Annotated in this window: 12 protein-coding genes and 1 other RNA gene; 9 read left to right on the top strand and 4 right to left on the bottom strand. The window is 65.7% G+C overall.

The window, feature by feature from the left end:
* Positions 1 to 6: 6 nt before the first annotated feature.
* The 9 genes from KRX52_RS09285 (at position 7) to fnr (ending at position 8,999) form a co-directional block, all read left to right on the top strand.
* On the top strand, positions 7 to 192 hold the full coding sequence (locus KRX52_RS09285) for a cbb3-type cytochrome oxidase subunit 3 (protein ID WP_217681455.1): 186 nt from the start codon (positions 7 to 9) through the stop codon (positions 190 to 192).
* Entirely contained in the window at positions 189 to 1,103 is a 915-nt protein-coding gene (ccoP, locus tag KRX52_RS09280; RefSeq protein WP_217681454.1) for a cytochrome-c oxidase, cbb3-type subunit III, read from the top strand. Before KRX52_RS09285 ends, ccoP begins: the two co-directional genes overlap by 4 nt.
* Before the next feature lie 237 nt (positions 1,104 to 1,340).
* Positions 1,341 to 2,759, top strand: coding sequence for a cytochrome c oxidase accessory protein CcoG (ccoG, locus tag KRX52_RS09275; protein WP_217681453.1), 1,419 nt, complete (start codon positions 1,341 to 1,343; stop codon positions 2,757 to 2,759).
* Positions 2,760 to 2,773: 14 nt separating this feature from the next.
* Positions 2,774 to 3,280: a FixH family protein gene (locus KRX52_RS09270; protein WP_217681452.1), complete on the top strand. Its 507-nt coding sequence runs from the start codon at positions 2,774 to 2,776 to the stop codon at positions 3,278 to 3,280.
* A gap of 11 nt (positions 3,281 to 3,291) precedes the next feature.
* Positions 3,292 to 5,754, top strand: a complete 2,463-nt coding sequence (locus tag KRX52_RS09265; protein WP_217681451.1) for a heavy metal translocating P-type ATPase — start codon at positions 3,292 to 3,294, stop codon at positions 5,752 to 5,754.
* 15 nt (positions 5,755 to 5,769) lie between these two features.
* The gene (ccoS, locus tag KRX52_RS09260; protein ID WP_217681450.1) at positions 5,770 to 5,985 is read left to right on the top strand and encodes a cbb3-type cytochrome oxidase assembly protein CcoS; all 216 of its coding nucleotides are present in this window, start codon (positions 5,770 to 5,772) and stop codon (positions 5,983 to 5,985) included.
* The gene (locus KRX52_RS09255; RefSeq protein WP_217681449.1) at positions 5,978 to 6,694 is read left to right on the top strand and encodes a sulfite exporter TauE/SafE family protein; all 717 of its coding nucleotides are present in this window, start codon (positions 5,978 to 5,980) and stop codon (positions 6,692 to 6,694) included. The genes ccoS and KRX52_RS09255 overlap by 8 nt, the downstream gene beginning before the upstream one ends.
* A gap of 88 nt (positions 6,695 to 6,782) precedes the next feature.
* Positions 6,783 to 8,165 carry an oxygen-independent coproporphyrinogen III oxidase gene (gene hemN, locus KRX52_RS09250; protein WP_217681448.1) on the top strand — a complete coding sequence of 461 codons (1,383 nt, stop codon included), beginning with the start codon at positions 6,783 to 6,785 and terminating at the stop codon, positions 8,163 to 8,165.
* A gap of 90 nt (positions 8,166 to 8,255) precedes the next feature.
* Entirely contained in the window at positions 8,256 to 8,999 is a 744-nt protein-coding gene (gene fnr, locus KRX52_RS09245; protein ID WP_217681447.1) for a fumarate/nitrate reduction transcriptional regulator Fnr, read from the top strand.
* A 94-nt stretch (positions 9,000 to 9,093) separates the two neighbouring features.
* Here the strand turns inward: fnr and recR are convergent, their stop codons facing one another.
* The 4 genes from recR to ffs all read right to left on the bottom strand — a co-directional run bounded on the left by recR (position 9,094) and on the right by ffs (position 12,398).
* Complete coding sequence (recR, locus tag KRX52_RS09240; protein WP_217681446.1) at positions 9,094 to 9,693, bottom strand: recombination mediator RecR; 600 nt, start codon at positions 9,691 to 9,693, stop codon at positions 9,094 to 9,096.
* Positions 9,694 to 9,809: 116 nt separating this feature from the next.
* On the bottom strand, positions 9,810 to 10,136 hold the full coding sequence (locus KRX52_RS09235; protein ID WP_090310254.1) for a YbaB/EbfC family nucleoid-associated protein: 327 nt from the start codon (positions 10,134 to 10,136) through the stop codon (positions 9,810 to 9,812).
* Between the two features lie 10 nt (positions 10,137 to 10,146).
* Positions 10,147 to 12,198, bottom strand: a complete 2,052-nt coding sequence (gene dnaX / locus KRX52_RS09230; RefSeq protein WP_217681445.1) for a DNA polymerase III subunit gamma/tau — start codon at positions 12,196 to 12,198, stop codon at positions 10,147 to 10,149.
* Positions 12,199 to 12,301: 103 nt separating this feature from the next.
* Positions 12,302 to 12,398: signal recognition particle sRNA small type (ffs, locus tag KRX52_RS09225), an RNA gene on the bottom strand.
* Positions 12,399 to 12,419: the final 21 nt, after the last annotated feature.

Here is a 12,419-nt window from a genome sequence, read left to right as displayed (position 1 = left end):
CTCGCTATGGATATCGGGACTCTGCGTGGCCTGGGCACCGCCCTGGTACTGGTCGCATTCGTAGGCCTGCTGGTCTGGGCCTTCAGCGGCAGACGCAAGAAAGGCTTTGACGAGGCGGCCAACCTGCCCTTCGCTGACGAGCCCAAATCCGAAAAGCGTGAAGAAAAAGCTTCTGGGAGTAAGCACGAATGACCAGTTTCTGGAATTGGTACATCACCATACTCAGCCTCGGCACCATAGTGGCGCTGACTTGGCTGATCTTCGCGACCCGCAAGGGACAGCGCCCTGACACCACCGACCAGACCATGGGTCACACCTTCGACGGCATCGAGGAGTATGACAATCCGCTGCCGCGCTGGTGGTTCATGCTGTTCATCGGCACCCTGATCTTTGCCGTCGGCTACCTGATCCTCTACCCGGGCCTGGGCAACTGGAAAGGCGTCCTGCCGGGTTATGCGGAAGGCTGGACCGGCGTCAACCAGTGGAAGAAGGAGATGGCCCGCGCTGACGAGCAATACGGTCCGCTGTATGCCAAGTTCGCCGCCATGCCGGTGGCCGAGGTAGCCAAGGACGAACAGGCCCTGAAAATGGGTGCACGCCTGTTCGCCTCCAACTGCTCCGTGTGCCACGGATCCGACGCCAAGGGTGCCTACGGCTTCCCGAACCTGACCGACCATGACTGGCTGTATGGCGGCGAAGCCGACACCATCAAGACCACCATCATGGGCGGCCGTCAGGCCGCCATGCCGGCTTGGAAGGACATCCTCGGCGAAGAAGGCATCAAGAACGTCGCCGGCTATGTGCGCAGCCTGTCCGGCCTGAAGAACCCCGAAGGCGTGGACATCGCGGCCGGTCAGAAGACCTTCGCCACCAACTGCGCGGTCTGCCACGGCGCTGAAGGCAAGGGTACCCAGGCCATGGGCGCCCCGAACCTCACCGACGGCACCTGGCTGTACGGCTCCAGCTTTGCCCAGGTTCAGCAGACCCTGCGCTTTGGCCGTAACGGCAAGATGCCTGCGCAGAAGGACATGCTCGGCAACGACAAGGTGCACCTGCTGGCTGCCTACGTGTACAGCCTGTCGCAGAAGGCTCCGCAGCAGTAACGCTCTCTGCTGAAGTCCAAAACGCCGCTTTCCGCTTGCCGGAAAGCGGCGTTTTGCTTTCTAGCCCGGCACCAATCTCTACACAGCACAAAGACGGCCAGGCCGCCATGGCGCTTACGCGACCTAGCGTCGCATGCAGATGAACGGCATTAGGCGTAACATTATCAGGAAGGTGAAATGATCCCAGCCGGCCATGTACCGACAGGGGCGCCCATTCCCAAGCTGTGGTAGAGACCGATGAGCGAGAAGATCCCCGTCCAGGATGTAACCCCCCCCTCCCCCGCCAAGAAAGGCGAAAGCGTCGATCTCTACGCCAAGCGCGAGATGATCTACACCAAGGCCTTCACCGGCCTGTTCCGCAACATCCGCATGGTCAGCGGTGCCTTCCTGTTCCTGATGTTCTTCGGAACCGCCTGGCTCAACTGGGGCGACCGCCAAGCCGTCTGGTGGAACCTGCCGGAGCGCAAGTTCTACATCTTCGGCACCACCTTCTGGCCACAGGACTTCATGCTGCTGTCCTGGCTGCTGATCATCTGTGCCTTCGGCCTGTTCTTCATCACCGTATTCGCCGGTCGTGTCTGGTGTGGCTATACCTGCCCGCAGAGCGTATGGACCTGGGTGTTCATGTGGGCGGAAAAGGTCACCGAGGGTGACCGCAACCAGCGCATGAAGCTCGACAAGCAGCCGATGAGTGCCGAGAAATTCCTGCGCAAAAGCGCCAAGCACGCGATCTGGCTGGGCGTGGCCCTGCTCACGGCACTGACCTTCGTCGGCTACTTCACCCCGATTCGCCAGCTGACCGTCGACCTCTTCACCCTCAATATCGAAGGTTGGGCGCTGTTCTGGGTCGGCTTCTTCACCTTGGCCACCTACGGCAACGCCGGCTGGCTGCGCGAGCAGGTGTGCATCCACATGTGCCCCTACTCGCGCTTCCAGAGCGTGATGTTCGACAAGGACACCCTGATCGTTTCCTACAACGAGAAGCGTGGCGAGCTGCGCGGTCCGCGCAAGAAGGAAGCCGACTACAAGGCCATGGGCCTCGGTGACTGCATCGACTGCAAGATGTGCGTGAACGTCTGCCCGACCGGCATCGACATCCGCAACGGCCTGCAGATCGCCTGCATCGGCTGCGCCGCCTGCGTCGACGCCTGCGACAGCATCATGGACAAGATGGGCTACCCGCGGGGACTGGTCGGCTATACAACCGAACACAACCTCTCTGGCCAGAAGACCCACCTCGTGCGGCCGCGCCTGATCGGCTATGCCGCCGCCCTGATCATCATGATGGGCGCCTTCGCTACCGCGCTGTACATGCGTCCGCTGGCCGAACTCGATGTCATCAAGGACCGCGTGCTCTATCGCGAAAGCCAGGGCGGCCTGATCGAGAACGTCTACACGCTGAAGATCATGAACAAGGATCAGCGCAACCACGTCTACACCATCGACGTCTCCGGCCTCGACGGCCTGATGCTCGAAGGCAAGCGCGAGGTCAAGGCACTGGCTGGCGAAATACTCTCCGTGCCGATCGAGCTTTACATCGACCCGGAAAAACTGCCTTCCAGCGCCAACGAGATTCTCTTTACAATTCAGGCCGCCGACATTCCTGGCAAAACCTTCGACGCCGAAAGCCGCTTCATCGGCCCAAGCGTCCGCTGAGATAGAGAGTGAGCATGCCACACCCCGAGATCACCACCCGCTGGTACAAGCAGTTCTGGGCCTGGTTCATCATTGGCATCCTGGCCTTCTCGGTGGTGCTCGGGTTGGGGCTGGCCTACATCTCCACGATCAAGCCCGACACCCTGATTTCCGACGACTATTACGACGTCGGCAAGGGCATCAACCAGTCGCTCAAGCGTGAGCAGTTGGCCGCGCGCCTGGGCATGCACGCCACCCTCACCCTCGACGACACCGCCGGCGTCGCAGAGCTGCGCCTGGCCGGCATCAGCCAGCCGCCCCAGCTGGTGCTCAACCTGCTCTCGCCGACGCAGGCGGAGCGTGATCGCCGCATCATCCTGCAACCGGTCGCCGGTGAAGCCGGGCTGTATAAAGGCCAGATGCAGGATGCCGTCAGCGGTCGCCGCTTCGTCGAGCTGATTGGCCAGGAGGGCGGCAAGGACTGGCGCCTGTTCGATGAGTTCACCCTGGAAGGCGGCCACGCCATCGAACTCGCGCCCTGACGGTTCCCGACATGGCCGCTCCCCTGCCCTGCTTTCACTGCGGGCTGCCGGTACCTGCCGGCAGCCCCTATCAGACCCGTGTCCTCGGCGAAGACCGTGCCATGTGCTGTCCAGGCTGCCAGGCGGTGGCCGAGGCCATCGTCGCCGGTGGGCTGGATAGCTACTATCGCCACCGCAGCGAAACCGCAGCCAACCCCGAAGCACTGCCCAAGGCCCTCGCCGACGAGCTGGCCCTGTACGATCGCCCGGACGTTCAGCAAGGCCTGGTGGAACACCAAGGGCAGCAGGCCCAGACCTGCCTGCTGATCGAGGGCATCAGCTGTGCGGCCTGCGCCTGGCTGATCGAACACCATCTGAAGAAACTGCCCGGCGTCAACGAGGCCAGCCTCAACCTGTCCAACCATCGCCTGCAGGTGGCCTGGGATGACGCCCGCCTGCCGCTCAGCCAGTTGCTGGCCGAGCTGCGCCGGATCGGCTATGCCGCCCATCCCTACCACGCAGACGCGGCGGCCGAACAGATGCAGCGGGAAAACCGCAAGGCACTGCGCCAGCTCGGCGTGGCCGGCCTGCTGTGGATGCAGGTGATGATGGCCGCCATGGCCACCTGGCCCGAGTTCAACATCGACCTCAGCGCCGACTTCGACGCCATCCTGCGCTGGACCAGCCTGTTCCTAACCACCCCCATCGTCTTCTACTGCTGCGGCCAGTTCTTCCGCGGCGCCCTGCGCGACCTGCGCACCCGCCATCTGACCATGGACGTTTCGGTATCGCTGGCCATCGGCGGCGCCTATGTCGCTGGCCTGTGGTCGACCATCAGCGGGCAGGGTGAGCTGTACTTCGACGCCGTTGGCATGTTCGCCCTGTTCCTGCTCGCCGGTCGCTACCTGGAGCGCCGCGCCCGCGAGCGGACGGCCCAGGTCACCGCCCAGCTGGTCAACCTGCTGCCGGCCTCCTGCCTGCGCCTGGACGCCCAGGAACGCAGCCAGCGCATCCTGCTCAGCGAGCTGCAGGTCGGCGACCGCGTGCAGGTCCCTCCCGGCGCGGTCATTCCCGCCGATGCACTGATCCTCAGCGGCCAATCGAGCATCGACGAATCGCTGCTGACCGGCGAATACCTGCCGCAACCGCGCACCGCCGGCCAGCGCGTCACCGGCGGCACGCTGAACATCGAGGGACCGCTGACCCTGCAGGTCGAGGCACTGGGTGACGATACCCGCCTCTCCGCCATCGTCCGCCTGCTCGAGCGCGCCCAGGTCGACAAGCCGCGCCTGGCCGAACTAGCCGACCGGGTAGCGCAGTGGTTCCTGGTCGTGGTCCTGCTGGTCGCCGCCGTGGTCGGCGCGATCTGGTGGCAGATCGACAGCGAAAGGGCCTTCTGGATCGTCCTCGCCCTGCTGGTCGCCACCTGCCCTTGCGCACTGTCGCTGGCTACGCCGACCGCCCTGACCACCGCCACCGGGAGCCTGCACAAGCTCGGTTTGCTGGTCACCCGCGGCCACGTGCTGGAGGGGCTGAACCAGATCGATACCCTGATCGTCGACAAGACCGGCACGCTCACCGAGGGACGCCTGACCCTGCGCGAAGTACGGGCGCTGGGCGATCGGGACAGCAACGCCTGCCTGAGCCTCGCCGCCGCCCTGGAAAGCCACTCGGAACATCCGATTGCCCGCGCCTTCGGACGCACGCCCCTGCTCGCCGACAACGTCTGCAGCGAGCCCGGCAAGGGCCTGCAGGGCGAAGTCGACGGCCGCGTGCTGCGCATCGGCGAGCCAACGTTCGTCAGCCAGCTCGCCGGGCAACCGGCCCCCGCCATGCCTCGGGAAGCCGGCCAGTGGCTGCTGCTCGGCGATGAGCGGGGCCCGCTGGCCTGGTTCCGTCTGGACGATCGCCTGCGCGAAGACGCCCCGCAGCTGATCGAGGCCGCCCACGCGCGCGGCTGGCAGGTGCTGCTGCTCTCCGGCGACAGCTCGCCGATGGTCGCCAGCGTCGCCGCCGAGCTGGGCATCGCCGACGCCCGCGGCGGACTCACCCCGGACGACAAACTCGCCGTACTGCGCCAGTTACATGAGGCTGGCCACCGCGTGCTGATGCTCGGTGACGGCGTCAACGACGTGCCGGTGCTGGCCGGCGCCGATATCAGCGTGGCCATGGGCAGCGCCACCGACCTGGCCAAGACCAGCGCCGACGCCGTGTTGCTGTCCAACCACCTCGACAGCCTGGTCCAGGCCTTCGCCGTGGCGCGGCGCACCCGCCGCAACATCATCGAGAACCTGGTCTGGGCCTGCCTGTACAATGGCCTGGTGCTGCCGTTCGCCGCCCTCGGCTGGATCACCCCAGGCTGGGCCGCCATCGGCATGTCGCTGAGCTCCCTGGTGGTGGTAGTCAACGCCCTGCGCCTGAGTCGGGTATCCGGCAGCCGCCACCCAGTCGCGGCCGCCAGCGCACACCTGCCGGCCACCCCCAGCCCCACCTGACCCGGAGACGCCTACATGTCCGCACTCTACCTGTTGATCCCGGTCGCCGTGGTGCTGGTCGGCCTGGCCATCTGGGTGTTCTTCTGGGCCGTCGACAGCGGCCAGTACGACGACCTCGACGGCCCGGCGCACAGCATCCTGTTCGACGACGAAGACCCCAAACACAAAGCCGGTATCGACGCCGCGACCAAGGATGGCGACGGTCCCGACCAGGAACCGCCGCGTGGCTGATCTGCTCCCCCTGCTGGTGTCGGCGCTGATCCTCGGCCTGCTCGGTGGCGGCCACTGCATCGGCATGTGCGGCGGCCTGATGGGCGCCCTGACCCTGGCCATTCCCGCCGAACAGCGCCAGCGGCGCCTGCAACTGCTGCTCGCCTACAACCTCGGCCGCATCGCTTCCTATACCCTGGCCGGCCTGCTCCTCGGCGCCGCCGGCTGGGCCCTGGCCAGCGGGCCGGCCGCCACCGTGCTGCGCAGCGTCGCCGGCCTGCTGCTGATCACCATGGGCTTGTATCTGGCCGGCTGGTGGAGCGGCCTGACCCGCATCGAAGGCCTCGGCCGCCTCCTCTGGCGCCGCATCGAACCGCTGGCCCGCAGCCTGCTGCCGGTACGCAACGCCCGTCGCGCCCTGCTGCTCGGCAGCCTGTGGGGCTGGCTGCCCTGCGGCTTGGTGTACAGCACCCTGCTGTGGGCCGCCAGCCAGGGCAGCGCCCTGGACAGCGCCCTGCTGATGCTGGCCTTCGGCCTCGGCACCCTGCCGGTACTGCTGGCAACCGGCCTCGCCGCCGAACGCCTGACCGCCCTGCTGCGCCGTCGTGGCGTGCGTATTGCCGGCGGCCTGCTGGTGATCCTGTTCGGCATCTGGACGCTGCCCGGCCCGCATCAGGGCTGGCTGATGGGCCACGGCAGCGGCCACCTCAGCACGCCTGCGACCAACTGAAGCGGTTGATGCAAGTCAACACCCCCCCGGCGCCCTGGCTTTAGACTCAAAAAACTGAAACACCAGTCTGATAATCCGGGATACCCGCATGCTCGACGCCATCCGCTGGGATACCGACCTGATCCGTCGCTACGATCTGGCCGGGCCGCGTTACACCTCCTATCCCACCGCCGTGCAATTCCACGACGGGGTCGGGCCGTTCGACCTCCAACACGCCCTGCGCAGCAGTGCCCAAGCCAAGCGCGCGCTGTCGCTCTACGTGCACCTGCCGTTCTGCGCGCACATCTGCTACTACTGCGGCTGCAACAAGGTCATCACCAAGGACCGCGGCCGCAGCGCCCCCTACCTGCAGCGCCTGCTGCGGGAAGCGGAGCTGGTCAGCCGTCACCTCGATCCCGGCCAGGTGGTCGAGCAGCTGCACTTCGGCGGCGGCACTCCAACCTTCCTCAGCCACGATGAACTGCGCCAGCTGATGACCGGGCTGCGCCAGTACTTCCACCTGCTGGACGACGATACCGGCGACTACAGCATCGAGATCGACCCGCGCGAAGCTGACTGGGCGACCATGGGCCTGCTGCGCGAGATCGGTTTCAACCGCGTCAGCCTCGGCGTGCAGGATTTCGATCCCGCCGTGCAGCGCGCGGTCAACCGCCTGCAAAGCCTCGAGGAAACCCGCTCCATCGTCGAGGCCGCGCGCACCCTGCAGTTCCGCTCGATCAACATCGACCTGATCTATGGCCTGCCGCTGCAGAACGCCGACTCCTTCGCCCGCACGGTCGACGAAGTCATCGCCCTGCAGCCCGACCGCCTCTCGGTGTTCAACTACGCCCACCTGCCCGAGCGTTTTCCGCCGCAGCGGCGGATCAACGCCGAAGACCTGCCCAACCCGGGCGTCAAGCTGGAAATGCTCCAGCGCACCATCGAGCAGCTGTCCGCCGCGGGCTACCGCTATATCGGCATGGACCACTTCGCCCTGCCCGACGACGAACTGGCCGTCGCCCAGGAAGAAGGCACGCTGCAGCGCAACTTCCAGGGCTACACGACCCACGGCCACTGCGATCTGATCGGCCTGGGCGTGTCCTCGATCAGCCAGATCGGCGACCTCTACAGCCAGAACTCCAGCGACCTGACCGCCTACCAGAACAGCCTGGACAACAACGAGCTGGCCACCCGCCGCGGTCTGCACTGCAATCAGGATGACCGCATCCGCCGCGCCGTGATCCAGCAGTTGATCTGCCACTTCAAGCTCGACTTCTCCGACATCGAAGGGCCGTTCAACATCGATTTCCGCGGCTACTTCCACGAGGTGTGGCCACGCTTACAGTCCTGTGCGGCCGACGGCCTGATCCGCCTGGACGACCAGGGCATCGCCATCACTCCCGCCGGGCGTCTGTTGGTCCGTTCGGTATGCATGCTGTTCGACCACTATCTGCCGCTGCAGAGCACGCAGCGCTTCTCCCGAGTCATCTGACCGCATGATTGGTGCCGTGGCACGCTGGCAGCCGGTAGCACGCTTGGGGTAACCTTGCGCGCATACCAGCTGTGTACGTAAGGATTCGCCATGACCGCCGGCCAAGACACCATCAAGGCGCGCAACCTGCCGCAAGCGCACTGCAAGGAGTGCAGCCTCGCCCCGCTGTGCCTGCCGCTGTCCCTGAACATGGAAGACATCAATGCGCTGGACGACATCGTCAAGCGTGGCCGGCCACTGAAGAAAGGCGAATTCCTGTTCCGCCAGGGCGACAGCTTCGGTTCAGTGTTCGCCGTGCGCTCCGGCGCACTGAAGACTTTCAGCGTCACCGATGGCGGCGAGGAGCAGATCACCGGCTTCCACCTGCCCAGCGAACTGGTCGGCATGTCCGGGATGGATGCCGAGGCCTATCCGGTCTCGGCCCAGGCACTGGAAACCACTTCGCTGTGCGAGATCCCATTCGAGAAGCTCGATGAGCTGGCCATCCAGCTGCCACAGCTGCGGCGTCAGCTGATGCGGCTGATGAGCCGCGAAATCCGCGACGATCAGCAGATGATGCTGCTGCTGTCGAAGAAAACCGCCGACGAGCGCATCGCCACCTTCCTGGTCAACCTCTCCGCGCGCTTCCGTGCCCGCGGCTACTCGGCCAACCAGTTCCGCCTGGCCATGTCGCGCAGCGAGATCGGCAACTACCTCGGCCTTGCCGTGGAAACCGTATCGCGGGTATTCACCCGCTTCCAGCAGAATGGCCTGCTCAGCGCCGAAGGCAAGGAAGTGCAGATTCTCGACGCCGTCGAACTGTGCGCCCTGGCTGGCGGTCGCCTCGAGGAGTGACCTCGCGACACCCACGGCCCGCGCAAATGCAACGCCCGCCTCAGGTATCCTGACGCGGGCGTTTTTACACCGGCCCGAGCGGGCTGACGCGAACCTAGCAGCCCATCGGCCGGCGGCCGGCCATGGCGTGAGCCAGGGTTCCGCCGTCCACCAGCTCCAGCTCGCCGCCCAGCGGCACGCCATGGGCAATGCGCGACACCGTCAGGCCACGCGGCGCCAGCATCTGGGCGATGTAATGGGCCGTGGCCTCGCCCTCCACCGTCGGATTGGTGGCGAGGATCACCTCGGCAAAGGCGCCCTGCCCGATCCGCGCCTCCAGCTCCGGAATGCCGATGGCTTCCGGCCCCAGACCGTCCAGCGGCGACAGATGGCCCTTGAGCACGAAATAGCGACCGCGATAGCCGGTCTGCTCTACCGCGAACACGTCCATCGGCCCCTCCACCACGCACAGCAATGCGTCGTCGCGGCGCGGATCGCTGCACTGCGGGCACAGCTCGTCCTCGCTGAGCGTGCGGCAGCACCGGCAATAACCGACCCCTTCCATCGCCCGCGTCAGCGCCTGCGCCAGACGCAGCGCGCCGCTACGATCACGCTCGAGCATCTGCAGCGCCATGCGCTGGGCAGTCTTCTGTCCCACGCCGGGCAGGATACGCAGGGCGTCGATCAGTTGGCGAATCAGGGGGCTGAAGCTCATGACGAATGACTCACAGAAATACGGAGCAACCCCCGCTCCCAAGCATGGGAAAGGGGGCGAGGGAGAGGATGCATCCACGCCCCAACCATCTCCCGCGAGCGGGAGATGGGGCAGGATCAGAACGGCATCTTGAAGCCCGGCGGCAACTGCATGCCCGCAGTCATGCCGGCCATCTTGTCCTGGTTGTTCTGCTCGATCTTGCGCACGGCATCATTCACCGCGGCAGCGATCAGATCCTCGAGGATTTCCTTGTCTTCCTGCATCAGGCTGTCATCCAGGGAGACGCGCTTGACGTCGTGGCGACCGGTCATCACCACGCTCACCAGGCCGGCGCCGGACTGACCGGTCACCTCGGCATTGGCCAGCTCTTCCTGCATCTTCTGCATCTTTTCCTGCATCTGCTGGGCCTGCTTCATCAGCCCGGCCATGCCACCTTTCATCATGGGAATCACCTCAATCGTTCAGGGGTTCAATCGTGCCGCCGCGGATCACCGCGGCGAATTGGTCCATCATCTGCCGAACCAATGGATCGGCATGAATCGATGCCTCGGCCTCGCGCTGTCGCTCCGCACGCTGGCGGGCAGCAGCCTGAGCCGGGGTCTCCTGCTCGGGGCGGACGATATCGATCTGCAAGGTCAATGGCCGTCCATGATAGCTGCTCAGCGCATCGGTCAGGCGACGCTGCTGACTGGCGTTGAACAGCGCGCTTTGCCCTGGATCCAGATGCAGATGCCAGCGGTCGCCGTCTACCGCCACCAGCGTACAGTTTGCCGCGATGCTCGCCGTCATGCCCGCCAGGCCGAGCCTGGGAAACAGCTCCAGCCATTCGGCTGACAGTCCCGTGGCGGGCGCGGCTGACGGCAGCGATGGCTCGACGATCGTCTCGCTCGGCAGATCATGCTCGTCCACCGGCTGCATGCTTTCGAGATAGGCGTAGGCATCCACGTCTACCTCGTCGTAATCCTCGTTGCCGCCATCGTCATCAGCCGCCTCCGCCACGTCAGCCTCCGGCGGCTCAGCCAACGTAGGCGCAGCAGGAACTGCGCTTAGCGTGGCGGCTGCCGCGACTGGCGCGTCCTGTCGGGCGGCGGGGGGCTCCACGTACGCGGGAGGAGGATTCCGTCGCTCCTCCGGCGCCGCAGGCGCACGATTCACCGGAGCGGTATCCCAGGGCACGTCCACCGGCACGACCGGCGCGCTCGCATTCCTGGGCGCTGCGGCAACAGGGGCAACGACCGTCACCTCCGGGCGCTCTGGAGCGACGGGCGCGGCAGGCTCCGCGACCACCGCCGCCGGCCGCACAGAAGCCGGAACCTGCACGACCCGCGCCGCAGTCCCGGCCACCGGAGCCAGCGCGGAATCAGTCGCGGCCTGACTGATCCCCGCGGTCTTTAGCGGCGTGTCCGGCGCCGATGGCACACCGGCCGGACGAAAGGCCAGCATGCGCAGCAGCACCATTTCGAAACCGCTACGCGGATCGGGCGCCAACGGCAGGTCGCGGCGACCGATCAACCCCATCTGGTAATAAAACTGCACATCCTCGGCCGGCAGCGAAGCGGCCAGGGCCAGCACCCGCTCACGGTCGCCCTGGCCGTTGTCGACCGCATCCGGCAGCACTTGAGCAATTGCCACGCGGTGCAGCACGTTGAGCATCTCGGCCAGGACGCCGGCCCAGTCTGGCCCCTGCTCGGCCAGATGGCGCACCGCCTCGAGCAGCGCACGCGCATCCCCCTCCAGCAGCGACTGCAACACGCCGTAGACCTGGCCGTGATCGAGAGTCCCAAGCATCGAGCGCACATCGGCCGCCAACACCTTGCCTTCGCCGAAGGCAATCGCCTGATCGGTCAGGCTCATGGCGTCGCGCATCGAACCATCGGCGGCGCGACCCAGCAACCACAGCGCGTCGGCCTCGAACGGAATCTGCTCGACGGTCAGCACATGGGTCAGGTGCTCGACCACCCGCTCCGGCGGCATGTTCTTCAGCGAGAACTGCAGGCAGCGCGAAAGGATGGTGACCGGCAGCTTTTGCGGGTCGGTGGTGGCGAGCAGGAACTTGACGTGGGGCGGCGGCTCTTCGAGGGTCTTGAGCAGGGCGTTGAACGAGTGCGTGGACAGCATGTGCACTTCGTCGATCAGGTAGACCTTGTAGCGGCCGCGGCTGGGTGCGTACTGCACATTGTCCAGCAGCTCGCGGGTGTCCTCGACCTTGGTCCGGCTGGCGGCGTCCACTTCGATCAAATCGACGAAACGCCCCTCGTCGATCTCCCGGCATATCGAGCACTCGCCGCACGGCGTCGAGCTGACGCCCTGCTCGCAGTTCAGGCACTTGGCCAGGATGCGCGCGATGGTGGTCTTGCCTACGCCACGGGTGCCCGTGAACAGATAGGCATGGTGTAGCCGCTGGTTGTCCAGCGCATTGATCAGGGCCTTGAGCACATGGGCCTGACCGACCATTTCGCGGAACGAGCGCGGACGCCACTTACGGGCAAGAACCTGATAACTCATCGAATCGTTTCGCTGGGAGCAGTTGAGCGTGGGGGGCAATGCTAGCGAAGGACGGTGCAAATTGCACTCGCGGGGGATTTTGCGGGGGCAGAAATGGAGGCGGCCCCACCAGCCACACCCCGGCACACGATGTCACCGCTGTGGCTGCTCCCTTCCGGGCCTGACCAGGTTAACGGCTAATCGTTGCGGGGGGACCAATGGGGCCACCATAACGAGCCCGC

Origin of the sequence: Geopseudomonas aromaticivorans (genome assembly GCF_019097855.1) — a bacterium.
Lineage (GTDB): Bacteria > Pseudomonadota > Gammaproteobacteria > Pseudomonadales > Pseudomonadaceae > Geopseudomonas > Geopseudomonas aromaticivorans.
This window is presented reverse-complemented; position numbering and strand designations above follow the sequence as displayed.